Origin of the sequence: Streptomyces venezuelae (assembly GCF_008642375.1) — a bacterium.
GTDB lineage: Bacteria > Actinomycetota > Actinomycetes > Streptomycetales > Streptomycetaceae > Streptomyces > Streptomyces venezuelae_G.
The window spans coordinates 7,643,168-7,667,847 of record NZ_CP029194.1; the positions used below are offsets into that span (position 1 = coordinate 7,643,168).

The window sequence follows — 24,680 nt, forward strand, 5'->3', positions numbered from 1 at the left end:
GGTTGGTCGGCGCAATGCACCGCGCGGTCGTTCGGTTGACGACTTGCGGTCGATGCGTTGTACGGTGTGGTCGTTCCACTGATACTAAGGGATGTACCCGTGATCGCTCTGCTGCTGGCCCTGGGCAGCTCCCTGGCCTACGGCTGCGCCGACTTCCTCGGCGGCCTCGGCGCCCGTAAGGCCCACGTCCTGCGGACCGTGCTGATCGCCGCCCCGGCGTCGCTCACCGTCGAGCTGCTGCTGTGGCCCTTCCTCGGCGCCTCCTTCGCCCCCGCGACCCTCGCCTGGGGCGCGGCGTCCGGCGTCGCCTCCGCCGCCGCGTTCGCCCTGCTCTACCGCACGCTCGCGATCGGCCCGATGAGCGTCCTGTCCCCGGTCACCGCCCTGGTCTCGGCGATGCTGCCGGTCGGCGTGGGCCTCCTCCAGGGCGAGCACCTGGGTCTCGCCGGGCTGATCGGCCTGCCGCTGGCCCTGGCTGCCGTGGTCCTGGTCAGCGCCGGGCACGGAGCGAGGACCGCCCGCCCCTCGCGCACCGCACTGCTCCTGGCCCTCGGCGCCGGGGCCGCCATCGCCCTGCAGCTGGTCTTCCTGCATCAGGCGCCGGCGGACAGCGGTGTCGGCCCGCTGATCATCGGCCGCGCCGTCTCCTCCGCGGTCACGCTCGCAGCGGCCGGTCTGATGCACCGGCGGCTGGGCCCGGAGAAGCCCGCGTACGCGATGGCCGCGGCAGCCGGCGTGCTGGACTCCCTGGCCAATCTGCTGTTCCTGCTCGCCGCCCGCGACGGCGACCTCGCGGTCGTCGCCGTGATCACCGCCCTGTACCCGGCCGGCACCGTCCTGCTCGCCCGCGGCGTCCTCGCCGAGCGCGTCCACCGCGGTCAGCTGATCGGCCTGGGCACCGCTGCCGTCGCCGTCAGCCTCCTCGCCCTCACCTGACCCCCCCGGCCCTCGGCCGCCTTCACCGAACGGACCACCCGATGACCACCTTCCGCATCGGCCCCGCCGTCGCCGACGCCTTCCCCGACACCCTCGTCCTCGTCGTCACCGCCACCGATCTGCGGGGCCACGAACCCTGGCCCGCCACCACCGCCGCTCTCCAGGACCTGGAGCAGCAGCTCGCCGACAGCGTCTGGCGGCCCGCCGACGAGAGCGACCCGCGCATCGAGGCATGGCACACCGCCTACCGCGCCTTCGGCACCAACCCCCGCCGCATCCGGCCGAGCGTCGACGCCCTGGGCCGCCGCATGGCCAAGACGGGCGCCCTGCCGCGTATCAACCCGGCCGTCGACTCCTACAACACCGTCTCCGTCCGCCACGGCCTGCCCGCCGGCGCCTTCGACCTCGACCACGTCACCGGCGACATCGAGATCCGCCACGCCGACGGCACCGAGACCTTCACGCCCCTCGGCGAGGCCGGCACCGTCGAGCACCCCAAGCCCGGCGAGGTCGTCTACACCGACACCACCGACGTGCTCACCCGGCACTGGAACCATCGCGACGCCCACCGCACCCGCGTCACGGAGAAGTCCACCCACGTCGCCTTCCTCCTGGAGACCGTCGCCGCCACCCGCGACGGCCACCTGCTCAGGGCCGCCGCCGACGACCTGCGTGCCCTGCTCCGACCCCACTGCGAGCGCAGCACCGCGCACTACCTCAGCCCGGCACACCCCGAAGCCACCGTCTGACCGCGATCGCCGGCCCGGGGGCCGAAAACCCGTGGGCGGCGGAGGCTGTACCACGTAGCGTTCCGCCTCATGGTCACCTCCGACTCCGGTCTCCCCCCACGCCTCGGCAGCCTCACCTTCCACGGGCCCCTCTCCGAGGCCCGCGCCACCCGCATGATCGGGAGACTCGTCGCCGAGGCTCCCGCGGACGTCCTTGACATCGGCTGCGGCTGGGGCGAGCTGCTCCTCCGCGTCCTGGACGGCGCCCCGGGCGCCCAGGGGATCGGGATCGACATCAACTCCGAGGACCTGGCCCGCGGCCGGGCGCTCGCCGAGGAGCGGGGTCTCGCCGGCCGCGTGCTCTTCGTCGAGGAGTCGGCGCTCGGCACCGGCCGCGGCCCCGTGGACGCCGTCCTCTGTCTCGGGTCGAGCCAGGCGCTCTGCGATCCCGAGCAGCCGTACGACCCCGCAGCCGTCCTCCGCGAACTGCGCCGACTGGTCAGGCCCGGCGGCCGGGTCGTGCTCGGCGAGGGCTTCTGGGAGCGCACTCCGACGGACGAGGAGCTGGCCCGAATGTGGCCCGGTGCGCAGGTCGGCGACCACTTCACCCTCGGCGCCCTCGTGGACCTCGCGATCGAGGCGGGTTTCCGGCCCGCGTGGATCGAGACGGCGAGTGCGGAGGAATGGGAGGAGTTCGAGTCCGGCTACCGGTACGACACCGAGGTCTGGCTCGCCGCCAACCCCGACCACCCGCTCGCCGCCGAGACCCGCGAGCGCGTCGACCGGCAGCGGTCGACCTGGGTGAACGGCTACCGCCGGGTCCTCGGCCTCGCGTACCTCACCCTCGTCGCCGTGGCCTGAGGCGTGGCCGTGGCCTGAGGCCGCGTCACCACCGGCGCCGTCCGGCCCCCAGCGCTCCGCGGCCCGGGGCCGAGAGGTGCAGGGCCCGGAAGCGCTCGCCCTCGCCGGCGGGCGCTTCCGCGTCGGCCCACAGGGTGAAGGCGAGCAGCTCCCAGTGGCGCGGATCCACGGCCAGGGCCGAGGCGACCACACCGTCCCGGCGCGCCTCCCGCGCGTGCCGGTCCACCGCCTCCGCCACGGCCTCGCCCGGCGGCACCGCCTCGCCGAGCGCGGTCCTGCGGCGCGTCGCGGCAGCCGGAGCCGACGCGGACGCCGGCCCCTCCTCGTACGACAGCCCCGTCCAGTGCTGCACCACCGGCCGGCCGAAGTCGTTCACGATGCCCTGGAATCCCGGCCCCCAGAGGAAGCTGTTCATGCCCTCGGGGGTGGCCCAGAGATAGAACGGCGCGTACTGGTTGACCGGCGACCCGGCCTCCCGCTCGCGCACCAGATAGGCCTTCAGCCCGAGCCCGGGGAAGGCGTCGAGGAGATGGCCCCGCGTCGCGACCCGCTCATGGATGATCCCCATGTCGTAGTCGGCGGGCAGGGTGATCTCGTACTGCATCGCGTGCATGGAGCGACCTTTCGTGGCGGGGGATCAGGCGGCGGTGAGCAGCGACAGCAGGCCGCGTACGGCGCTGTCGAACGGCGCCCGTGAGCCCGTGGCGCGGGCCAGGACGTAACCGCCCTGTACGGTTGCCACGACGGCCGCCGCGATCTCCTCGGGATCGAGGGAACCCCTCAACTCGCCGCTGTCCAGGCCCTCCTGGACGACCTCGGCGAGTCTGCGCCGCAGCCGGCCGAGCACCTTTTCGACGGGGGCGCGCAGTTCCGGGTCCGCGATCACCTCCGGGTCCATGGTCAGCCGCCCCACCGGGCAGCCGCGCAGGACCTCGCGCTCACGCAGCAGGTACGCCTCGATCCGGGCGTACGCCGAGCCCTCGCCGCCCAGCACGGCCTCGGCCGCCGCGGCCGTCTCCTCGGCGGTACGCCGGATCGCCGCGAGGGCCAGGTCCTGCTTCCCGGCGAAGTGGTGGTACATGCTGCCCTGGCCCGCGCCCGCCGCCTGCTGGACGGCCTTGGGGCTGGTGCCCACGTAGCCGCGCTCCCACAGCAGCTCGCGGGTGGCCTCGACGAGCCGCTCTGCCGTGGTCTTCGGGGTGCTCATGACCGCACTGTACATACCAGTAGGTACAGAACGGCAGGCCCTCTCGACCGCCCGCCGTACTCCCGCTGTCGTACGTGCGAAGCCGCTGCCCGTACGACGCCCCGGACCCCCTCCCGGGGCGAGTCTCGAACCACGGACACACCACCACCGCCCACCGAGGAGCTGAACCCTCATGAACACCCTCGCCCACGCGGGCCCCGGCCCCTGGATCCTCCTCTTCCCCCTGTTCTGGGCCCTCGTCGTCGCCGGGCTCTTCACCCTCGCCCGCCGCGCCGGATGGCGCCCGGGACGCGGCGGACGCCCGTACCGGGACGGCCGTCCCGACGAGCACTCGCCGATCGCCCTGCTCGGCCACCGGTTCGCCGCCGGCGAGATCGACGAGGACGAGTACTGGCGCCGGCTCACCGTCCTGGAGGAGCAGTTCGGCCGCGCCGCGACCGGCAAGGAGCGCCGGGCATGACCACCGTCGCTCCCACCCCCGCCGGGTACGCCGACGCCGTCAGGGTCCTGGACGCCGTCAAGGTCTACGGGCGCGGTGACACCGAGGTCAGGGCCCTCGACGGGGTGAGCGTCGGCTTCCCGGCCGGCCGCTTCACCGCCGTCATGGGCCCCTCGGGCTCGGGAAAGTCCACGCTCCTGCACTGCGCCGCGGGACTCGACACCCTCACCTCGGGCTCAACCTTCGTCGGCGGCACCGACCTCTCCACGCTGGACGACCGCCGTCTGACCCTGCTGCGCCGCGACCGCGTCGGCTTCGTCTTCCAGGCCTTCAACCTGCTGCCGACCCTGACCGTCGCCGAGAACATCACCCTCCCGCTCGACCTCGCCGGGAGAGCGCCCGACCGGGCGCGGTTCGACCGGCTCGTCGACACCGTCGGCCTGCGCGACCGTCTGCACCACCGGCCGGGCGAACTCTCCGGCGGACAGCAGCAGAGGGTGGCCGTCGCCCGTGCCTTCGCCGGCGACCCCGACGTCGTCTTCGCCGACGAACCCACCGGAAACCTCGATTCGCGCTCCGGCGAGGAGGTCCTGCGGCTGCTCGGACGCACCGTGCGGGAGACCGGCCGCACGGTCGTCATGGTCACGCACGACCCGGTCGCCGCCGCCCACGCCGACGAGGTGGTCTTCCTCGCGGACGGGCGGCTCGTCGACCGGATGGCAGCCCCGACGGCCGACCGCGTCCTCGACCGCATGAAGGCCTTCGAGACAGGTACCGGCACGACAGGTACCGACGCGAAGGTCTTCGAGACCGGCGCGGGCGACAGCGTGAGCGCAGGTTCCGGGATCGGCGCGACCCGAGGAGCGACACCATGAAGACCCCCGCCACCCTCCGGCTCACGCTCGCCTCCCTCCGCGCCCACCGGCGCCGCTTCCTCGGCACCTTCGCCGCCGTCCTCCTCGGCGTCGCCTTCCTCACCGGCACCCTCGTCATGGGCGACACACTGCGCACGAGCTTCGACGCGATGTTCACCGGCGCCACCCGGGGCACGGACGCCGTCGTCCGCAGCGCCACCGTCGTCACCGCGGCCGGCGAGGCGCAGGGCACCCGCGGCCCCGTCGACGCCGGCCTCGCCGACCGTCTCGCCGAGGTCCCCGGAGCCGCCGCCGCCGCGCCGCTCGTCGAGGGCGCGGGCCAGCTGCTCGCCGCCGACGGCACCCCCGTCGGCGGCAAGGGCCCGCCGACCCTCGCCGGGAACTGGATCGAGGACCCGGCACTCAACCCGTACCGGCTCGCGGAAGGTCGTGCTCCGCACGCGCCCGGCGAGGCCGTCGTCAACCGGGGCGCGGCGAAGGCCGCCGGCCTCGCCATCGGCGACACGACCGTCCTGCGCACCCCCGACCCCGTCCGGGTCACCGTCGTCGGTCTCGCCACCTTCGGCGGCGCCGACGGCATGGGCCAGGTCACCTGGACCGGCCTGACCCGCGCCGACGCCGAGCGGTACCTGACGGCCCGCCCCGGCGAGGCGACGAGCATCGCCGTACGCGCCGGGCCCGGCGTCAGCCAGGAGGAGCTGGTCGCCGCCCTCGCCCCCGCCCTGCCCGAGGGCGTCGAGGCGATCACCGGTCAGCGCGCCGCCGAGGAGAACACCGCGATGGTCTCCGGCCGCTTCCTCGACCTCTTCACCACCTTCCTGCTGGTCTTCAGCGGAGTCGCGGTCCTCGTCTCCGTCTTCACCATCCACAACACCTTCGCCGTCCTCATCGCCCAGCGGACCCGCGAGAACGCCCTGCTCCGCGCGGTCGGCGCCGCCCGCCGTCAGATCGTCACCGGCACGCTCGCCGAGGCCCTCGCCGTGGGCCTGCTCGCCTCCACCGCCGGACTCCTCGCCGGGATCGGCGTGGCCGCGGGCCTCCAGGCCCTCTTCCCGGCCATCGGCTTCCCGTTCCCCGCCGGCGGCCTGGTCGTCACGGCCGGATCCCTGGCCGTCCCGCTCGGCGTGGGCCTCGCCGTCTGCGCCGCATCGGCGCTCCTGCCCGCCGTACGGGCCGGACGCACGGCCCCGCTCGCCGCGCTCCGCGAGACGGACGCGGACGGCTCCGGCACCTCCCGCGCCCGCGCCCTGACCGGCGGCGCACTCCTGGCCGCCGCCGTCGCCACGACCCTCGCCGGAGTGCTCGGCACCCCTTCGCTGTGGCTCGCCGCGACCGGCGCGGGGCTCGCCGTCGCCGCCTTCGTGGTGCTCGGACCGGTGGCCGCGTCGGTCGCCGTACGGACGCTGGGCCGGCCGCTGCGCGGCGTCAACCGCGGTCTCGCCCGCCGCAACGCCCTGCGCAGCCCCGGACGTACGGCCGCGACCGCCACCGCCCTGATGATCGGGGTCGCCGTCGTCACCCTCTTCACCGTCCTCGGCGCCTCCCTCAAGGCGACCATGGACCGCACCGTCGACCGCTCCTTCGCGGGCGACGTGGCCATCGGCGCGCCCTCGTTCGGCGCGGGCGGCAGCGGGCTCAGCCCTCGGCTCGCCCCGGCGGTCGCGGCGCTGCCCGAGGTCGACGGCCGCGGCCGCGCCCTGACCGTCACCGATCCGGCCGCGCTCGCCCGCACCCTCGACCTGGGGGAGGTACGGGGCTCCCTCGGCGGACTCGGCAAGGACGGGCTCGCCGTCGCCGCCGACGAGGCCGCGGCCGCCGGTCTGGCGCCCGGACGCACGGCCGAACTGACCTTCACGGACGGCACCCGGGGGACCTTCACCGTCCGGGCGGTCTACGAGCGCGCCGACCTCGCCGGCGACTACCTCGTCACCCGGGAGGCCTGGGCCCCGCACCGCACCCAGGACGCCGACCGCCTGGTCGCCGTCGCCTTCGCGGACGGCGTGTCCGCGGCGGACGGTGAGGCGGCCGTGACCGCGGTCGCGGACCGGTACGGCGCGCCGGAGGTGCAGACCCGGGACGAGTACGCGGAGGCCTCGGCGGGCGGCATCGACATGATGCTCACCCTCGTCTACGCGCTCCTCGCGCTCGCGGTCCTGATCGCGCTGCTCGGCATCGCGAACACCCTGACGCTCGCCGTCCACGAACGGACCCGCGAACTGGGCCTGTTGAGGGCCGTCGGCCAGACCCGCGCCCAAGTGCGGGCCATGGTCCGCTGGGAGTCCGTCCTCGTCGCCGCCTTCGGGACGCTCGGCGGACTCACCCTCGGCGGCTTCCTCGGCTGGGTGCTCGTCCGCGCCTCGGAGGAACCGGGCGACAGTGCGCTCGCCTTCGCCGTACCGGCGGCGTCACTGGCCGCCGTGGCCCTGGTCGGCCTGGTGGCCGGCGTCGTGGCCGCCTGGCGTCCGGCGTGCCGCGCGGCCCGCCTGGAGATCCTCCGGGCCATCGCCCAGGAGTGAACTGCGGGACGCCCCGGCGGGGTTCAGCCCGCGTGGCCGGCGAGGACCGGGAAGGGGTCGTACTCCGCGTACGCGCGCTCGATCGGGGGGACGTGCACGAGGTGTACGCGCTCCTCGACCGGCGGGGCGGACGGCGGTGCCGAGAGGGTGAACCACACGACCTTGCCGTCGTCGCCGCACGGGCGGACGCCCCAACTGTCGCTGACCGCGCCGACGATGGCGAGGCCACGGCCGGAGGTGGCGAGCGCCTCGAAGTCGTCGGACCCGTCGTCGTGGCCGACCTCGTCCAGGGGGGTGGCCTGCGGTATTCGGGGATCGTGGTCCCTGACCGACACGGTCAGCCGGTCGAGCAGCAGCTCGATCTCGACCGTGCACCGCTTGTCCGGCTGTGCGTGCCGGTGGACGTTGGTCAGCAGCTCGGTGACCCCGAGCACGGCATGGTCGACCAAGGCGTCGAGATGCCACTGGCGCAGATGGGCGGAGACAATTCTGCGGACCTGACCGATCCGCGACGGCAGGGCGTGGAGCTCCACCGCGTAATACCTGCTCGGCTCGCTGATCACGGCTGCGACTCCCCGAAGTAGTCCGGAAGAAGACGAAGATTCGGATCTCACATGCGGTACTGCGGCACTGCGGTAAAGAGGCGTACCTGTACACCGTGGCGGTGGCCGTAGCGTGACGTCACCACCGGTGAACCCTCGGTGAGGTGGTACCAGCCTGAACCAGCGGTGACCGCCCCGCAACTCGCGGCGAGCCGTGGCAGGTCAGCGCCCGGCGGCCCGCTTCAGCGCCGCGAGGAAGCGCCCCGACTCCGCGGCCTCGCCCCCATCGCGCCCGTCGCCGTCCCCGTGGTGCAGGGTCAGCCGGTACCGGGTGCCGTTCACGGTCGCCACCGTCTCGTCGGCCTTGGCGAACCACGGCCGCCCGGCCCGTACGGCGGTCACCGGCGCGCTGTCGATCTCGCTGCCGTAGCTCGTGAGCAGCGCGAGCCGCCCGTCCTCGATCCGCACCTCTCCCGCGCGTGTCAGGGAGCGGGGCCAGCGTGCGATCCGCACGCCCCTCGCGCTGAACTCGGGTTCCGCCATGTCGTCCGCCCCTTTCACCCGGTTGCCGCTACCAGTGTGCCGGGTGGCCCGCAACCGCACCAGTAGCCTCCCCACAAGGGATGCCTATGGAACGTCAAAGGGAACGTTTGCCCAGGTGAGAGGGGTATTGTCGGCAGCGGGAAGCAGTGGCAGTGAACGAGGAGTGGGACGGATGAGCACCACCGAGAACAGCGTGAACGCCGCGCCGGCGACCGTGGACGTCGACCGCAGCGACGCGGCCTACCGGGCCTGGCTGAAGGAAGCCGTCCGCAAGGTCCACGCCGACGCCAACCGCTCCGCCGACACCCACCTGCTGCGGTTCCCGCTCCCGGAGAAGTGGGGCATCGACCTCTACCTCAAGGACGAGTCGACCCACCCCACCGGCAGCCTCAAGCACCGGCTCGCCCGCTCCCTCTTCCTCTACGGGCTCTGCAACGGCTGGATCCGTCCGGGCAAGCCCGTCATCGAGGCCTCCAGCGGTTCGACCGCCGTCTCCGAGGCGTACTTCGCGAAGCTCGTCGGCGTCCCCTTCATCGCCGTCATGCCCCGCACGACCAGCCCCGAGAAGTGCCGGCTCATCGAGTTCCACGGCGGCGAGTGCCACTTCGTCGACGACTCGCGGACGATGTACGAGGAGTCCGCGGCCCTCGCCGCGCGCACCGGCGGCCACTACATGGACCAGTTCACCTACGCGGAGCGGGCCACCGACTGGCGCGGCAACAACAACATCGCAGAATCGATTTATCAGCAGCTGAAGCTGGAGCGCTACCCGGAGCCCGCCTGGATCGTGGCGACCGCGGGCACCGGCGGCACCTCGGCGACCATCGCCCGCTACGTCCACTACATGCAGCACGACACCCGGATCTGCGTCGCCGACCCGGAGAACTCCTGCTTCTTCGACGGGTGGACCCACAACGACCCCGAAGCGACCTCCGACTGCGGTTCGCGCATCGAGGGCATCGGCCGTCCCCGTATGGAGCCGAGCTTCGTGCCCGGTGCGATCGACCGCATGATGAAGGTCCCCGACGCCGCGAGCGTCGCCGCCGTCCGCGCCCTGGAGACGGCCATCGGGCGCAAGGCCGGCGGCTCCACCGGCACCGGCCTGTGGAGCGCCTTCAAGATCGTCGCCGAGATGGTCCGGCAGGAGCGCACCGGCAGCGTCGTCACCCTGATCTGCGACCCGGGCGACCGCTACCTCGACAAGTACTACTCCGACGCCTGGCTGGCCGACCAGGGCCTGGACATCGCCCCGTACAGCGCGGCTATCGAGCGGTTCCTGGCGACGGGGGTCTGGCCGGAGTGAGCCGCCGGTCCAGGCGCCGCGCCGCGTCCCGGAAGGACAGCCCGACGCCGGGACGTGCGAGCCGGAGCGCCAGCCGGACCGACGCCGGGCCGTCGACCGCCATGGTCCATCGCAGACGGGTGCCCCTCCCGGCGGGGAAGAGCGTCCACTCCTCAGCCAGGGCCGTGACGCCGGGGGCGTTCGTGAGGTCCACCCGGTAGCCGTACCGCGTGTCCGGCTCGGTGGCGAGGATCGTCTCCTCGAAGACGATCCCGCCCCGCAGCCGTATCGTCCGCCCCGCCCCGTCACCCGTGGGGACGGCGGAGGCGACGGCGGTGAACCACGAGGGCATGCTGCCCACCTCCACGGCCAGCGACCGGTAGACGGCCGCCGGTGGTGCGGCCAGAGTCGCCGAGTGGACGAGACGGACGGGCGCGGTTGCGGTGAAGTCGAGCTCCACCGGCCTCAGTCGGCGTGCCATGGACCGGACCTCCCAGGACGGACGCGGAAGTGAACCCTAGCTGACAGGATGTCAATGGCACAGGGGGCCGGCGGTCGCCGCGCATGATGGACTCCGCAAGGATCTTGCCGCGCCGGAAGGGGAACTCCCTTGTCCATCAAGTCCACCGCGTCCCGCACGTCCACGACCGCGCCACACCCGTCCCGCCGCACCGTGCTCGCGCTCGGCGCCGGCACCGCGCTCGCCTCGCTCCTCCCGCTCGCGGGGACGGCCCACGCCTCGACGGGCCGCCTCACCGGACGACTCCGGGAACTGGAGGAAGAGCACTCCGCGCGGTTGGGCGTGTTCGCACACGACGTCCGCACCGGCCGGTCGGTGGCGTACCGCGCCGACGAACGCTTCCCGATGTGCTCGGTGTTCAAGACCCTCGCCGCCGCGGCCGTCCTTCGCGACCTCGACCACGACGGCTCCTTCCTGGCACAGCGCATCCGGTACACGGCGGCGGACGTCGAGCGGTCGGGCTTCTCGCCGAGGACCGGGCTCCCCCGGAACCTCGCCGGCGGGATGACCGTCGCCGGGCTCTGCGACGCGACCCTCCGCTACAGCGACAACACCGCCGCGAACCTGCTGCTGCGGGAGCTGGGCGGGCCGAAGGCCGTCACCCGGTTCGCCCGGTCGATCGGCGACGGCGTCACCCGGCTGGACCGCTGGGAGCCCGAGCTGAACTCCGGTGAGCCCTGGCGAGAAACCGACATCACCACCCCCCGCGCCATCGGCCGGACCTACGGCCACCTCGTCCTCGGCGCCGCGCTGACGCCCCGGGACCGCGACCGGCTCACCGGCTGGATGCTCGCCAACACCACCAGTGGCGAGCGGTTCCGCAAGGGGCTGCCCGCCGACTGGATCCTCGCCGACAAGACCGGCGGCGGGCGGTACGGCGGCAACAACGACGTGGGAATCGCCTGGCCGCCGACCGGCGGTCCGGTCCTGCTGGCCGTCCTGACGGCCAAACCCGAGGAGGACGCGGCGGCGGACAACCCGCTCGTGGCCAAGGCGGCGGCCCTGGTGGCGGCGGAACTCCGCCCGTAGGACGACGGGTCCGCCCGCAGCGGGCCCGGGCCGATCGACCGGGCACCCCTACGGGCGGAGCAGGCCGTCCACCGCCCGGCCGAACAGGAAGCGCCCCGCACGCGCCAGGACCGGGTCGAAGACGCGCGGGAGCCCGCGTACCGCGAGCTCCTCCGTCCACTCCACCCAGCAGCCGCCGCCCGGGGTCTCCGTCACCGCGACCTCCGCCCAGCCCCGTACGACCCGGCCGGACTTGTCGAGCCGGCACACGCCCGGCCGGCCGGCCTCCGGCGGCTCCCAGCGCACGACCTCCATCGGGTCGTCGAAGGCGAGCCGGCCGAGCCCGGTCCGCGCCGTGAACCGCGTCCCCGCCCCGTTCGGGCCGGGGGTAAGGACCTTCGTCCGGGTCAGCGGCACCTGGCGGCCGTGCGCCGGCCAGTCCGTGAGCCGCCGCCACACCTCGTGCGGCGGCAGCGGTACGGTCCGCTCGACCCGGAAGAGGGTCACGCCGGCTCCTCACCCGCGACCACGAGCCCCGGCAGGTGCTCGGTGACCTCGCCCCGCACCCCCTCGTCCAGACCGCGGTCCGTCACCCAGGTGTCCACCTCGCCCAGGTCGGCGAAGGAACTCAGGCCCACCGTCCCCCACTTGGTGTGGTCCGCGACCACCACCACCCGGCGGGCCGACCGCATCAGACAGCGATTCGTCTCCGCCTCCGCGAGGTTCGGCGTCGACAGGCCGGCCTCGACCGAGATGCCGTGCACCCCGAGGAAGAGCAGGTCGAAGTGGAGCGAGCGGATCGCCCGGTCCGCCACCGCCCCGACCAGTGCGTCGGACGGCGTGCGCACCCCGCCCGTCAGGACGACGGTCGGTGCCCCGCGCCGCACCTCGCCCGCGCCGCCCGCCGGCTGCGCCTCGTGGAACACGTCCGCGACCCGCACCGAGTTCGTCACCACCGTCAGATCCGGCACGTCGAGCAGCTGGCGGGCCAGCGCGTACGTCGTCGTCCCGCCGGACAGGGCGATCGCCGTGCCCGGCGCGACCAGCGCCGCCGCGGCCCGCGCGATCTCGTCCTTGGCGCTCGGTTCGAGCACCGACTTGGCCTCGAAGCCCGGCTCGTGGGTGCTCGCCTCGACCACCGGCACGGCCCCGCCGTGCACCTTCGCCAGCATGCCCTGCCGGGCGAGCGCGTCCAGGTCGCGGCGGATCGTCATGTCCGAGACATTGAGCCGACGGGTCAGTTCGTTGACCCGTACACCGCCGCGCCGCCGGACCTCGTCCAGGATCAGGGCACGCCGCTGCTCCGCGAGGAGGTTCTGGTTGTCAGTCACCGCCGGGGCCGGTCCTTCCGCAGGGGACGAGGGGATCAGTGTCGGATTCGGTGAGAGACCGTGCGCGGGCGCGCGGCCGTCAGCGATCCTGTTTCCGACGTCGCATCCTCCCACCCAGAGAGGAAGTCCCCTAAGTGTCCCCTGCCACACCCGCCCCGGAGACCGGGGGCGCGGCGCTCGAACTCCTCGTCCACGGAGTCGGCGGAGCCACTCCGCAGTCCATGCTCGACGACCCCAGGACCGTGCGTGTCACCGGCGACGCGACCGCCGCCGTGTACCGGCGGACCGAGGACCTGGACGCCGAGGACCACCCCGAGCGGTATGCGGCACGGCCGGTCCCTGAGGCGTACTGCTGGTCCAACCTCACCTCCGGCGACGGGACCCGCGCCCTGTGGCTGCTGCTCCTGCCGTTCATGGTGGCCAATCTGGCCCACTGGATGCGTCCGCCCGCCCAGGGCCGGCCGGGACTCGTCAGGCTGTACGGGGTCCTCGTCCGGCTCGTCGCCCTCACCCTCACCGTGCTCCTCACCGCCGCGGCCTGCGAGGTCGCGCTCGATCTGACGGCCTGGCAGTGCGCGGGCATGGCGGCCTGCTCCGACGCATACTCCTGGCTCGGTTTCCTCGCCGCCGAGGGCGGGGGCTGGTGGTCCCCGCCGGGGCGCCGCCTCGCCCTCGCGGCGCTGGTGCCGACGGCGCTGGTCGCTCTGCTCTGGTACCTCTCCAACCGGACCTGGAGCGCCTACGAGGCCCAGCGCCCGCCCACCGGCTACGACGCCCCCGCGCAGGAGCCGGCCCCGGTCGCGCCCGGACCCGCCGTGGCCGCCCCGGGACCCGTTTCGGACGCGCCCGATCCCACCCCCGTCGAGCTCCGCCCCGCGCTCGGCCGCCCCGGTTTCTGGTACGGGCGGCGGCTCGTCGCCCGGCTCCGGGGCGCGCACACCGCCGCCGGCTTCCTCACCGTCGCCGCGGCCCTCACCACCGCCACCTCCCGCCACGACACGGGAGGGCGCGCGGCCCTGGGTCTCGCTCTCCAGGCCGCCCTCGCCGCCCTCGGCGTCGTCGTCCTCTGGGTCGTCTGCCGCCGGGGCCGCAGCGAGCGCCGCGTCGACCTGCGCGTCGAGCGCGCCCTCGTGTCCGGGCTGCCCGGCACCGCCCTCGGCGTGCTCGCCCTCACCGCCCTGCACGCCGGCTGGGCCCGGCCCGGCTGGGTCTCCACCGGCACCCTCCCCGGAGACGCCGCCTTCGGCGCCCTCACCCTCGCCCAGGGCGCCCTCGTCGTCGCCCTCGGAGCCGTCGCCCTGCTCCTCCAGCGGCCCCGCAGGGACCCGCGCACCGCACTGCGCGGGCTCGGCGGCCCCGCCGTCGCCATGCTCGCCTGCGCCCTCGCCGGGGTCATGTCCGGCGGCGTCGCCCAGCGCGTCGCCGACTGGCTCGACGGCACAGGGGCGGGCGTAGGCCCCCGGATCGGCCCGCCCGTCCTGCTCAGCTGGCAGGCGTCCGTGATCCCCGTCCTGCTCCTCCTGCTGCTCGCGCCCGCCGCCCTCCTCGCCGTTCGGACCGTGCTCGACGCCCGGCGACTGCGGCCCGCCGTCGAGGCCGACTACGACGCCGAGGACGAACCGGACCCGGTCCGCACCGGCAGGATCGCGGCCGGCCGGGCCCGGGCCGGGCTCACCGACTCCGCGCCCGTCCTCGTCGGCGTCGTCTCCGGAGCGACCCTGCTCCTCGGGGCCGCCTCCGTCGCCGGTGCCTGGGTCAGCGGAAACGTCCCCGGCCGGGCCTTCGACGGCGCCCACCCCGCGATCGCCTCCGCCGCCTCAGCCGCCCAGGCCCTCGGCTCCTGGATGATCGGCTTCGGCTTCCTGCTCTTCGTCACCTGGGGCCGCCGCGCCTACAAGGACGCCTCGGCCCGCCGCACCATCGGCATCCTCTGGGACGTCGGGACCTTCTGGCCGCGCGCCGCCCACCCGTTCGCCCCGCCCTGCTACGCCGAACGGGCCGTCCCCGACCTCACCTGGCGCATGAGCTCCTGGACCCGCCGGACCGGCGGCCGGCTCGTCATCTCCGGCCACTCCCAGGGCAGCGTCCTCGCCGCGGCCGCCGTCTGGCAGCTGCCGCCCGCAACCCGCGGCCGGGTCGCGCTCCTCACCTACGGCTCACCGCTGGAGCGGCTCTACGGACGCTGGTTCCCCGCCTACTTCGGCCCGGAGGCGCTCCGCGCCCTCCACCGCACGATCCACTGCTGGAGCAACCTCCACCGCGCCACCGACCCCATCGGCGGCCCCGTCCGCGTCCCCGCCGAGGCGGACCGGCCGAGCGTCGACGCGGAGGTGCTCCTCGACCCCGTCGCGTACGGCCGCACGCGCGAACACCCGCTGCCGGAACCGATCCTGGGCCACTCCGACTACCAGGCCGACCCCGAGTTCGCCCGGCGGCGCTCCGCCCTCCTCGACCGGCTGCCGCCGGCCGTCCCGCGCCAGCGCGACCCGAACGATCCCGACCTTCAGGGGAGTTCGGGGAGGTCCTCCGGGTAGAGCAGGGTCAGGTCGTCCGTGCTCGGCTCGGCGAGCGCGGCGACCCGGCCCGCGTGCCGCTCCACCATCGACTCGAAGGTCTGCCGCGCCGTCCTGCCGTTGCCGAAGGCCGGCCCCTTCGGCAGCTTCGCGAAGTACGTGAGGAGCGCCTCGTCCGTGCCCGGCACGAGCCGGTACTCGTGCTCGTCGGCCTGCTGGCCCACGATCCGCAGGAGCTCCTCCGGCTCGTAGTCGCCGAAGCTGATGGTCCGTGAGAAACGAGACGCCACACCGGGGTTGACCGTCAGGAAGCGCTCCATCTCCGCCGTGTACCCGGCGACGATGACGACCACCGCGTCCCGGTGGTCCTCCATCAGCTTCACCAGCGTGTCGATCGCCTCACGGCCGAAGTCCCGGCCGGAGTCCTCCGGCGACAGGGCGTAGGCCTCGTCGACGAACAGCACGCCGCCGCGCGCCCGGTCGAACGCCTCCTGCGTACGGATCGCGGTCGAGCCGATGTGCTCACCCACCAGGTCCACCCGGGAGACCTCCACCAGATGGCCCCGCTCCAGGACACCGAGGGAGGCGAGGATCTCGCCGTAGAGCCGGGCCACGGTCGTCTTGCCGGTGCCGGGGTTGCCGGTGAAGACCAGATGCCGTCGGACCGAGGCCGCCTTGAGGCCCGCCTCCTGACGACGGCGCCCCACCTCGATCATGTTGGTGAGCGTCCGCACCTCGTGCTTGACGCTCTCCAGGCCCACCAGCGCGTCCAGTTCACCGAGCACGTCCTGCGAGGAGCGGGCCTCCGCGACGGGCGCCGGGGCCACCGGCGGGGCGGGGACGGGCCGGGTACGGGGCGGGGGGACCGCCCCGAGGAGCCCCGCCGACTGCGTGGCCGTCAGGACGGTGCCGCCGTCGGGCACGGAGGAGCGGACCGCGCTCTCGTCGCTGGTGCAGTCCTCGGCGACCGCGCCCTCCTCCGGGAACTCGTACCCGCCGCGCGCGCACCGCTCCGTACGGCACTTGCGCAGGCTGGTCCGGCAGCCGTCCGTGACGTGGAAGCCGTACCCGCCGCTGCCCGTGACCCGGCAGCCGTGGAAGGAGCCGCGGCCCTCGGCCGACACGTAGAACCCGGCCTCGGCGGGCGAGGTGACCGTGCACCGGTCGATCGTCGGGTCGGCGCCCTTCGTGACGATGACCCCGGTCTGCACGGCGTCGATCGTGCACCCCGCGAGGGTGCCGCCGCTGCCGTGGTCCCGGAACCAGGCGCCCGTGGACGCCTCCCGGATCCGGCAGTCGTCGAGCTGCGCCGTCGCCCCGTCGCTCACCGACACCGCCGTGTTCCGCACCTGCGACAGATCGCTGTCGACCACGTCCACGCGCGAGCCCCGGTCGAGGACGAAGAGCGCGTCCGGCACGTCGTGCACGCGGCAGGCGTCGAGGACGACGGTCGCACCGTCGCTCACCCACACCGCGGGGTAGTCGCCCGTGCTGTCGTGGATCTCGCACTGGTTGGCGTCCACGCGCGTGCCCGGGTCCCACACGGACAGGCCGTTGCGGCCGAACCGGCGGACCGTCGACCGGGTCAGGGTCAGCACCGAGCGCGAGCGCAGGTCGACCGCGTTCTCCGGGACGTCGTGGATGTCGCAGTCAGAGAGCGTCAGGACGGCGTCCGTGTCGAGGGTGATGCCGTCCGCGGACGTGCGGTGCACCGAGGAGTCGGTGAGGTGCGCGGTGGCGCGGGCCGCGATCTGCACACCGGCGCCCTTGATCTCGTACACCTCGCAGCCGAGGCCCTCGAGGGCGCTGCCCTCTCCGGTGACCGCGATCCCGGCCCCGGAGGCGTGGTGCACCCGGCAGCGCTCCAGGCGCGGATGCGCCCCGCCGCGGACCGAGACGCCGGCCTGGCCGGCGGAGACCACCTCGCACTCCTCGAACACCCCGCCCGCGCCGTCGACCACGGCGATGCCGACCCCGGCCGGGTTGTCGATCGTGCACCGGCGGACCGTCGGGCGGGCGGCGCCCCGCACCTCGATCCCGGCGGCCGAGCGCGTCATGATCCGCAGGTCGAGCAGCTCGGGCGTGCCGTCCTCGACGAGCAGCGCGGGCGCGGCGACGTCCTGCCCCTCGATGTGCAGGTCCTGGACGGTGACGGAGGCGCGGACGGTCAGCGCCACCCCGTCCGGCGGCGCGATCCGCACCGAGCCGACCGACCCCTCGGGCCCGCGCAGGGTGACGGCTCGTCGCACGACCAGGTTCTCCCGGTACGTGCCGGGCGCGACGGTCAGGACGTCCCCGTCGCTCGCGGCCTCCAGGGCGGCGGCGAGAGAGGCGTACTCACCCGTGCGGCGCCGCCACCGCGATGTGCCGGTGTGCGTCACCTGGACCGTGCCCTGTGCCATGGGTGTGCCCTGCCCCCGCCTGATGCCTCGCCGCTGAACCGATGCCCCACCGTAGCGCGCGCGGGGGGTCGGGGATGACGGGTCGTGAGGGCTGACCCGAACCGGGGACCGGGGGAGGGGTACGGGGTCAGCTGCCGGTGTCCGCGCGGCCCCAGTCGGGACCGGCGGAGGCCCACGCGCGGTCGAGGCGCGCGTACCGCCGCAGGACGAGCCGGCGGACGACGAGCCGGCGGAGGGTCTCCACCAGCAGACCGGTGAGGAGTGCGGCCATCAGGCCGGCGATGAGCGCGTGCGCGCGGGCCGTGCCGGGCGGCATGGGCGGCGATACGGGGCGTCCGTCGCGGTCGGTCCACAGGGCGAAGGTGCCACCCGGCGTGGAGTGCCGCCTCGCCGTGGGCACCGTGCCCGTCCGGGTCGTGCCGTCCGGGGCGGTCCAGCGGGCGACGACGGACCGCCGCAGGCGCTGCTCCCCGGCGGCCTCGGTCGTCCGGAGGCCGCTCGCGGGGCCGTCGGCGAGACGCACGACCCGGGCCGTCGTCGGCAGCCGCTGCTCCTGCTGCGTGCGGACCGCGCGCTGGAGCGAGCCGTTCGCGGACGAGCCCGCGGCCCAGCCGACCAGGGGCACGAGGAAGCAGAGGAGCGCGGCCGCCGTGAGGGCGACCCAGGCCTCGACCAGATCCGTGGTCCGGCGGAGTGGATTGCGCCGCCAGCGCCAGACTCCGGTGGCCGCACGCACGTCAGGACCCCCTCGTTGTTCGCCGCTGCTCCAACGAGTCTGCCCCGGGCAGGCGTTCCCCGCCTGTCGGGCGCCGGGACCGCCGTCCTCCGGCGTCGGACCCGGTCCTCGGACCTCAGTCGAGGATCTTCACGGGGTCGCCGACCCGGACCGTGCCGCGGTGCTCGGGGACGAGGTTCTGGCCGAAGACGGCGCGGCCGTCGCGCTTGCGGTGCAGGGCGAGGGAGCGCAGCGGCTCCTTGCCGCGCTCGGCGGTGGACTGGTTCGTGGTGGTGACGACACAGCGCCCGCAGGGCCTGGCCACACGGAAGGTGACCTCGCCGACGGCGAGTCGGGTCCAGCCGTCCTCCGCCCACGGACCGGTCCCCTCGATCACGAGGTTCGGCCGGAACCGGTTCATCGGCAGGGGGCCCTCGTGGGCGTGGTCGCCGGCCTCGATCAGGGCGTTGAGGGCGTCGAGCGAGGCCGTGGTGGCGGCGAGGAGGGGGTAGCCGTCCGCGAAGCTCACCGTCTCGCCGGGCAGCGCGTAGGCGGGGTCGACCGGCCGCCGGTGCTCGGGCGCGTCCATGTGGAAGAGCCGGGCGTCCGTCTCCAGGTACGCGGAGAGCCAGGCGGCCGCCTCGTCGCCGGCGGGGACCGCCTCCACGAACTTGTCGAAGATCTCCACCGTGGCCGTGGCGGTGGGGGACGGCACCGCGACCTCCAGTGTCGGCAGGCCGGGCGCGGACAGCGCGACACCGCCGTCCGCCAGGAGCTCCGCCGTGGCCAGCGCCATCCGGGGGTGACGGCGCTGGGTCACGACCTTGCCCTTGGCGTCGACGACGGTCCAGCGGCGGTCGCCGGCGAGCCCCCAGGGCTCCACCTCGGCCTCCGTGGGTGCCAGCGCGCGCATGGCCTTCACCGGGTGGACGTGGACGGAGCGGAGTACAGGATTGGACATGCCGTCATCCTGCCAGCCGCCCCGGCCCTCGTCGGCCGGTATTTCGCCGCTCTCAGTAACCCCCGCCCTGGTAGGGGCGGTTGTACGGGTCGTTGTACATCGGCGCCGCCGGGGCCGGTGCCGGGACGGGCCGCGGGGCTGCGGGCCGCATCGCCTCGTATCCCGCGGCGGCCGGGCGGGGCTGCTGCGGGTACCCGCCGCCCTGGTAGCCGCGCGGGGCCACCGGCTGCTGCGGGATGTACGGAGTGGGGGCGTGCTGGAGCGGTGCGGGGGCCATCTGCGGGGAGGGCTGCGGATAGCCGTACCCACCGCCGCCGTAGGCGGGGGCGGGCTGCGGGGTGGGCGCCGCCGGAAGGGCGGGCAGGGCCGCGGGGAGCGCCGGCAGGTAGGAGTTGCCGACGGGGAAGCTGCTGCCGGTGTCGTAGGCGGCGGGCACTCGGATCGGGGCGATCTGAGGCGTGCCCCGCTCCGCGACCAGGGAGTCGTAGATCGGGGTGTCCGGGAAGGACGGCGCGGTCTGGTAACCGCCTCCATAGATGGAGCGGGGGGAGGTCATGGCACATAAGTTAAGCCCACGATGTGCTGGTTGGGGAGCCTGATTAGAGGGTTGTTTGACGGGCTTCGTGAAGAGGTGGATCCCCAATCCGAGCGAACGTGACAAAAACGGGCGGCGTCGATCGCCAAGATCGTGTAAAAGCCGAGTTCGGAGGGGGTTACCGGCGGGTCACGCTCAGGTGGGCCCCGCTGTGTACGGCGGCGTGAAGAACGCATAAAGAAAAGATGCCGGGAAGGCGTGGAAGAAGTGATCATGGGCATGCTTAAGCGTCAATCCATGGCGCCCGGCGTCCCTGTGCACGCGCCGAATTGACGGCGTTACTCCCCGTGTCGGGAAACGTAATTGCCGGCGTACGTACGCCCCTTCCACGCCGCCCCGCGGCCCCGGTGGTGCTGCACGGCCGAGTCCACGGTCATCAGGAGGTAGAGGAGAGCGGTGAAGGGCAGCAGCGGCGCGAGCCACAGCGGCTGCCGGTAGTAGCGGAGCATCGGCAGGTACGTCCCCGCCATCACGGCCCAGGCCGCACCCCCCGCCCAGGCCGCCGCGGAGTCCCCCGTCACCGCACCCGCCACGAGGGCCGCCGGCGGCACGAGGTAGATCACGACGAGACCGGCCACCGTCCCCGCCAGCAGCAGCGGGCTGTGGCGCAGCTGCGCGTACGCGCTCCGCGAGACCATCCGCCACAACTCGCCGAGGCCCGGGTAGGGGCGGATGCTGTCGACCCGCTCCGCGAGGCCCAGCCAGATCCGGCCGCCCGACCGCCGCACCGCCCGTGCGAGCGACACGTCGTCGATCACCGCCCGCCGGATCACCTCCGGCACGCCGGCCGCCACCGCCGTCTCCGTCCGCAGCAGCACGCAGCCGCCCGCCGCGGCCGTCGCGCGGGGCCGCGCCCCGTTGATCCAGCGGAAGGGGTAGAGCTGCGCGAAGAAGTAGACGAACGCGGGCACGACGAGCTGCTCCCAGCGGCTCTCGACGCGCAGCCGGGCCATCTGCGAGACCAGGTCCAGGTCGTTGGCCCGGGCCGCCGCGACCAGCAGTCGCAGGCTGTCCGGCCCATGGGCGATGTCCGCGTCCGTGAGGAGCAGGAACTCCGGCTCACGCGCGCGTGCCAGGGCGATGCCGTGCCGCAGCGCCCACAGCTTCCCCGTCCAGCCGGGTTCCGGCTCGCCCGGCGACACGACGGTCAACGGCAGCCCGCGCTGCTGCTCGGCAGCCGCCCCGTACCGTTCCGCCAGTTCCGTGGCGACGCGACCCGTGCCGTCCGTGCTGCCGTCGTCGACCAGGATCACCTCGGCCTCGCCGGGATAGTCCTGCGCCAGCAGCGACGGCAGGCTCAGAGGCAGCACCTCGGCCTCGTCCCGCGCCGGTACGACGACCACCACCCGCGGCCACCCGCCCCCGGCGGGCGCGGCGCGGACCTCCCCGAGCGGCGGCAGACGCTGGTCCGTGCGCCAGAAGAAGCCCTGGCCGAGCAGCAGCCAGAGCCAGATGGCCAGGGAAGCGATCGCGAACCAGGCAAGGGTGCTCATTTGCCGCAGTCTGCCCCAGATCGCCGGGCGTACGAGGCCCATCGGCTAGGGTGACCGGGTGAAGATCGCGCTCATGGATTCCGGAATCGGCCTGCTCCCGGCGGCTGCCGCGGTGCGCCGGCTGCGGCCGGACGCCGATCTGCTCCTCTCCAACGACCCGGACGGCATGCCGTGGGGTCCGCGTACGCCCGAGGACCTCACCCGGCGCGCCCTCGCGGTCGCCCTCGCCGCCGCCGAGCACGGGCCGGAAGCGCTCATCGTGGCCTGCAACACCGCCACCGTGCACGCCCTGCCCGCCCTGCGCGCCGCACTCGAACCGGACATCCCCGTCATCGGCACCGTCCCGGCCATCAAGCCCGCAGCCGCCGGCGGCGGCAAGGTCGCCATCTGGGCCACCCCGGCCACCACCGGCAGCGCCTACCAGCGCGGACTCATCCGCGACTTCGCGGACGGCGCCGAGGTCACCGAGGTGCCCTGCCCGGGGCTCGCCGACGCCGTGGAGCACGCCGACCGGGACGCCGTGGACGCGGCCGTCGCCGCGGCCGCCGCCCTCACCCCGACGGACGTCCGCGCCGTCGTCCTCGGCTGCACCCACTACGAGCTCGTCGAGGAGCGCATCCTCGCCGCCCTGGAGGCGCGCCGCCAGGACGGGCTGCCGCCGATCGTCTTCCACGGCTCCGCCGACGCCGTCGCCGCCCAGGCGCTGCGCCGGATCGGTGCCGAGCCTGCGCCCGACGCGGACCCCACCGGCGGCCTCTCCGTGCTGCTCAGCGGCCGGCCCGGGCAGCTCCCCGCCACCACCCTCGGCTATGCCGAAGGTCGTCTCCTCGGGGCCACCGCACCCGCTCACTGACCGTGCGCGAGTGGCCGCGCTCCGGCGGGCTGCGCCGGGCATTCCTGGGTACTCTTCCTGACATGAGGCAGTATCCCCGGGACCGGCACGCCGACGAGCGGACACCCGCCGTCTGGACCGGCCGCGCCACCAATCGCGTCCAGTGGCTCGCGGCCCTGGCCGGCGCCGCCTGCATGGCCCTCGGCATCACGATCGCCGTCGAGTCGGCGTGGACCTCCGGGATCGCCGCCCTCCTCATGGCGGTCATCGGCTGCGTCGCGGCCGGGGTCCTCGTCCTCTTCGGCACGCTCGCCTTCGTCCACGTGGCCGTCAAGGTCGACGACCGTGCCATGGAGGTCCGCTGCGGCCACATCGGCCTGCCGCGCCGCCGCATCCCCCTCTCCCATGTCGTCGGCGCGGACTTCGCCCCGAGCGTGAACCCGCGTCAGTGGGGCGGCTGGGGCTACCGCTGGCGCCCCGAGAAGGGCACGGCGGTGATCGTCCGACGGGGCGAGGGCCTCGTCCTGCGGCTCGGCGACGGCCGTACGTTCACGGTCACGGTCGACGACGCCGAGTCCGCGGTCCGGGTCATCCGCGACCGCCTCCGCCACCCGGCCCCGCCCGGCCCGCCCGCCACGACGGGCGTCTGAGCCCCCTCCGGACGGCGGGCGGAGAACGCCGCTCACCGGGCTCGTACCGGCCTCGGTACCCACAGGGACGCCCCGTAGACTCCGCAAGGTGAGCACCACCATCACCCCCGCACCCGCCCCCGCGTCCGGAGCCGAGGGTTCGCCCGCGCCGGGCTCCCCGCTGCGACGGTTCGTGCGGCCCGCGACGGCCCTGCTGTCCGGGCTCCTGCTCTTCCTGAGCTTCCCGCCGCGCCCCCTGTGGTGGCTCGCCCTGCCCGCCTTCGCGCTGCTCGGCTGGACCCTGCGGGGCCGTCGCCTCCGCGCCGGGTTCGGCCTCGGCTACCTGGCGGGTCTCGGCTTCATGCTCCCCCTGCTCATCTGGACCGGAGAGGAGGTCGGCCCCGCCCCGTGGGTCGCCCTCGCCGCGATCGAGGCGCTCTTCGTGGCCGCCGCCGGCCTCGGCATCGCGGCCGTCTCCCGGCTTCCGTGGTGGCCCTTCCTCGCGGCCGGGGTGTGGATCCTCGCGGAGGCGGCACGCGCGCGCGTGCCCTTCGGCGGCTTCCCCTGGGGCAAGATCGCCTTCGGGCAGGCGGACGGCGTCTTCCTGCCGCTCGCCGCCGTCGGCGGTACCCCGGTGCTCGGCTTCGCGGTCGCCCTCTGCGGCTTCGGCCTGTTCGAGGTGTACAGGCGGTTCCGCGCCCACCGCGCCACCGGCGCCGTGCCGCGCGGCCCGCTCGCCGCCGCCGCGCTCGCCGTGCTCCTGCCGGTCACGGGCGCGGCCGCCGCGCTGCCGCTCGTCGACGACTCGGCCGAGGACGGCACCGCGACGGTCGCCGCCATCCAGGGCAACGTGCCCCGCCTGGGCCTCGACTTCAACTCCCAGCGCCGCGCCGTCCTCGACAACCACGCCGCCCGCACCCGCGAGCTCGCCGAGGCCGTCAAGGCGGGCCGCGAACCGCAGCCCGACTTCGTCCTGTGGCCGGAGAACTCCTCGGACATCGACCCGTACGCGAACGGCGACGCGGCCGATGTCATCGACGGCGCCGTCCGGGCCATCGGGGCGCCCACCGTCATCGGCGCGGTCCTCGCCCCGCCGACCGGCAAGCTCCGCAACACCCTCATCCAGTGGGACCCGGAGCGCGGCCCCGTGGCCACGTACGACAAGCGGCACGTCCAGCCCTTCGGCGAGTACATCCCGATGCGGTCCTTCGTACGGCTCTTCAACAGCAACGTCGACCGGGTCAGCCGCGACTTCGGAGCCGGTTCAGAGGTCGGTGTCTTCGACCTCGCCGGTACCAAGGTCGGCCTCGCCACCTGCTACGAGGCGGCCTTCGACTGGGCCGTGCGGGACACCGTCACCCACGGCGCGCAGCTCATCACCGTCCCCAGCAACAACGCCACCTTCGGCCGCAGCGAGATGACCTACCAGCAGCTCGCGATGTCCCGCGTGCGGGCCGTCGAGCACAGCCGGTCCGTCGTCGTGCCCGTCACGAGCGGGGTCAGCGCGGTCATCCGCCCCGACGGCGAGATCGTCTCGCAGACGAAGATGTTCACCCCCGACGTCCTCGTCGAAGAGGTGCCGCTGCGCTCCTCGCTCACCCCGGCGACCCGCATGGGCACCCTGCCCGAGGCCCTGCTCGTGGCCCTCGCCGCCGCCGGCCTCGGCTGGTCGGCGCTCCGCTCCGCGCGGGCCCGGCGCAAGCCGGCCGCGGAGGCCCCGGCCCCGGATCGCGGATGATCTAGGGTCGGAGC

General features: G+C 74.4%; 24 protein-coding genes. 12 read left to right on the forward strand and 12 right to left on the reverse strand.

Annotated features, from left to right (window positions below; genetic code table 11):
* Positions 1-99: 99 nt before the first annotated feature.
* From DEJ46_RS34835 to DEJ46_RS34845, 3 genes are all read left to right on the forward strand, one after another.
* A complete protein-coding gene (locus DEJ46_RS34835) occupies positions 100-936 on the forward strand; it encodes an EamA family transporter (RefSeq protein ID WP_150272794.1) in 837 nt (278 codons plus the stop codon).
* A gap of 41 nt (positions 937-977) precedes the next feature.
* The gene (locus DEJ46_RS34840) at positions 978-1,685 is read left to right on the forward strand and encodes a B3/4 domain-containing protein (protein WP_150272796.1); all 708 of its coding nucleotides are present in this window, start codon (positions 978-980) and stop codon (positions 1,683-1,685) included.
* A 69-nt stretch (positions 1,686-1,754) separates the two neighbouring features.
* Positions 1,755-2,525: an SAM-dependent methyltransferase gene (locus tag DEJ46_RS34845; protein ID WP_150272798.1), complete on the forward strand. Its 771-nt coding sequence runs from the start codon at positions 1,755-1,757 to the stop codon at positions 2,523-2,525.
* Between the two features lie 25 nt (positions 2,526-2,550).
* Here DEJ46_RS34845 and DEJ46_RS34850 read toward each other — a convergent pair whose 3' ends face one another.
* Together DEJ46_RS34850 and DEJ46_RS34855 are read right to left on the reverse strand one after the other, a co-directional pair.
* Positions 2,551-3,138 (reverse strand): DUF4865 family protein, encoded by a 588-nt coding sequence (locus DEJ46_RS34850; protein ID WP_150272800.1) that lies wholly within the window; start codon positions 3,136-3,138, stop codon positions 2,551-2,553.
* A gap of 24 nt (positions 3,139-3,162) precedes the next feature.
* Positions 3,163-3,747, reverse strand: coding sequence for a TetR/AcrR family transcriptional regulator (locus DEJ46_RS34855; protein ID WP_150272802.1), 585 nt, complete (start codon positions 3,745-3,747; stop codon positions 3,163-3,165).
* Positions 3,748-3,904: 157 nt separating this feature from the next.
* Here DEJ46_RS34855 and DEJ46_RS34860 point away from each other — a divergent pair, with 157 nt between their 5' ends.
* Genes DEJ46_RS34860 through DEJ46_RS34870 form a run of 3 tightly spaced genes read left to right on the forward strand, consistent with a single transcriptional unit; the run spans position 3,905 to position 7,562 of the window.
* Positions 3,905-4,192, forward strand: a complete 288-nt coding sequence (locus DEJ46_RS34860; protein WP_150272804.1) for an SHOCT domain-containing protein — start codon at positions 3,905-3,907, stop codon at positions 4,190-4,192.
* Positions 4,189-5,046: an ABC transporter ATP-binding protein gene (locus tag DEJ46_RS34865; protein WP_223835328.1), complete on the forward strand. Its 858-nt coding sequence runs from the start codon at positions 4,189-4,191 to the stop codon at positions 5,044-5,046. Before DEJ46_RS34860 ends, DEJ46_RS34865 begins: the two co-directional genes overlap by 4 nt.
* Positions 5,043-7,562: an ABC transporter permease gene (locus DEJ46_RS34870; protein WP_150272806.1), complete on the forward strand. Its 2,520-nt coding sequence runs from the start codon at positions 5,043-5,045 to the stop codon at positions 7,560-7,562. Before DEJ46_RS34865 ends, DEJ46_RS34870 begins: the two co-directional genes overlap by 4 nt.
* Positions 7,563-7,585: 23 nt before the next feature.
* On the opposite strand, the gene DEJ46_RS34875 is transcribed toward DEJ46_RS34870, so the two are convergent.
* Complete coding sequence (locus tag DEJ46_RS34875; protein ID WP_150272808.1) at positions 7,586-8,125, reverse strand: ATP-binding protein; 540 nt, start codon at positions 8,123-8,125, stop codon at positions 7,586-7,588.
* A gap of 201 nt (positions 8,126-8,326) precedes the next feature.
* On the reverse strand, positions 8,327-8,647 hold the full coding sequence (locus tag DEJ46_RS34880; protein WP_150272810.1) for a hypothetical protein: 321 nt from the start codon (positions 8,645-8,647) through the stop codon (positions 8,327-8,329).
* A gap of 172 nt (positions 8,648-8,819) precedes the next feature.
* On the opposite strand from DEJ46_RS34880, the gene DEJ46_RS34885 reads away from it, so the two are divergent.
* Positions 8,820-9,950, forward strand: a complete 1,131-nt coding sequence (locus DEJ46_RS34885; RefSeq protein WP_150272812.1) for a PLP-dependent cysteine synthase family protein — start codon at positions 8,820-8,822, stop codon at positions 9,948-9,950.
* Here the strand turns inward: DEJ46_RS34885 and DEJ46_RS34890 are convergent.
* A complete protein-coding gene (locus tag DEJ46_RS34890; RefSeq protein ID WP_150272814.1) occupies positions 9,910-10,410 on the reverse strand; it encodes an SRPBCC family protein in 501 nt (166 codons plus the stop codon). The genes DEJ46_RS34885 and DEJ46_RS34890 overlap by 41 nt on opposite strands.
* Positions 10,411-10,539: 129 nt before the next feature.
* Here DEJ46_RS34890 and bla point away from each other — a divergent pair, with 129 nt between their 5' ends.
* Complete coding sequence (gene bla / locus DEJ46_RS34895) at positions 10,540-11,478, forward strand: class A beta-lactamase (protein ID WP_223835329.1); 939 nt, start codon at positions 10,540-10,542, stop codon at positions 11,476-11,478.
* A 48-nt stretch (positions 11,479-11,526) separates the two neighbouring features.
* On the opposite strand, the gene DEJ46_RS34900 is transcribed toward bla, so the two are convergent.
* The gene (locus tag DEJ46_RS34900) at positions 11,527-11,964 is read right to left on the reverse strand and encodes an SRPBCC family protein (RefSeq protein ID WP_150272816.1); all 438 of its coding nucleotides are present in this window, start codon (positions 11,962-11,964) and stop codon (positions 11,527-11,529) included.
* Positions 11,961-12,788, reverse strand: coding sequence for a DeoR/GlpR family DNA-binding transcription regulator (locus tag DEJ46_RS34905; RefSeq protein ID WP_150272818.1), 828 nt, complete (start codon positions 12,786-12,788; stop codon positions 11,961-11,963). Before DEJ46_RS34905 ends, DEJ46_RS34900 begins: the two co-directional genes overlap by 4 nt.
* Before the next feature lie 134 nt (positions 12,789-12,922).
* On the opposite strand from DEJ46_RS34905, the gene DEJ46_RS34910 reads away from it, so the two are divergent.
* Positions 12,923-15,322, forward strand: a complete 2,400-nt coding sequence (locus DEJ46_RS34910) for a hypothetical protein (RefSeq protein ID WP_150272820.1) — start codon at positions 12,923-12,925, stop codon at positions 15,320-15,322.
* Here the strand turns inward: DEJ46_RS34910 and DEJ46_RS34915 are convergent.
* The 5 genes from DEJ46_RS34915 to DEJ46_RS34935 all read right to left on the reverse strand — a co-directional run bounded on the left by DEJ46_RS34915 (position 15,292) and on the right by DEJ46_RS34935 (position 21,467).
* Positions 15,292-17,703, reverse strand: a complete 2,412-nt coding sequence (locus tag DEJ46_RS34915) for a right-handed parallel beta-helix repeat-containing protein (RefSeq protein WP_150272822.1) — start codon at positions 17,701-17,703, stop codon at positions 15,292-15,294. The genes DEJ46_RS34910 and DEJ46_RS34915 overlap by 31 nt on opposite strands.
* 127 nt (positions 17,704-17,830) lie before the next feature.
* Entirely contained in the window at positions 17,831-18,439 is a 609-nt protein-coding gene (locus DEJ46_RS34920; RefSeq protein WP_150272824.1) for a hypothetical protein, read from the reverse strand.
* Positions 18,440-18,554: 115 nt separating this feature from the next.
* The gene (locus DEJ46_RS34925; RefSeq protein WP_150272826.1) at positions 18,555-19,379 is read right to left on the reverse strand and encodes an MOSC domain-containing protein; all 825 of its coding nucleotides are present in this window, start codon (positions 19,377-19,379) and stop codon (positions 18,555-18,557) included.
* A gap of 52 nt (positions 19,380-19,431) precedes the next feature.
* Positions 19,432-19,935, reverse strand: a complete 504-nt coding sequence (locus DEJ46_RS34930) for a DUF6643 family protein (protein ID WP_150272828.1) — start codon at positions 19,933-19,935, stop codon at positions 19,432-19,434.
* Between the two features lie 317 nt (positions 19,936-20,252).
* Positions 20,253-21,467, reverse strand: coding sequence for a glycosyltransferase (locus DEJ46_RS34935; RefSeq protein WP_150272830.1), 1,215 nt, complete (start codon positions 21,465-21,467; stop codon positions 20,253-20,255).
* Positions 21,468-21,525: 58 nt separating this feature from the next.
* On the opposite strand from DEJ46_RS34935, the gene DEJ46_RS34940 reads away from it, so the two are divergent.
* The 3 genes from DEJ46_RS34940 (at position 21,526) to lnt (ending at position 24,666) form a co-directional block, all read left to right on the forward strand.
* The gene (locus tag DEJ46_RS34940) at positions 21,526-22,320 is read left to right on the forward strand and encodes a glutamate racemase (protein ID WP_150272832.1); all 795 of its coding nucleotides are present in this window, start codon (positions 21,526-21,528) and stop codon (positions 22,318-22,320) included.
* 62 nt (positions 22,321-22,382) lie between these two features.
* Complete coding sequence (locus DEJ46_RS34945; RefSeq protein ID WP_150272834.1) at positions 22,383-22,949, forward strand: hypothetical protein; 567 nt, start codon at positions 22,383-22,385, stop codon at positions 22,947-22,949.
* Between the two features lie 88 nt (positions 22,950-23,037).
* Positions 23,038-24,666 carry an apolipoprotein N-acyltransferase gene (gene lnt / locus DEJ46_RS34950; RefSeq protein ID WP_190623043.1) on the forward strand — a complete coding sequence of 543 codons (1,629 nt, stop codon included), beginning with the start codon at positions 23,038-23,040 and terminating at the stop codon, positions 24,664-24,666.
* The last annotated feature ends 14 nt before the right edge of the window (positions 24,667-24,680 follow it).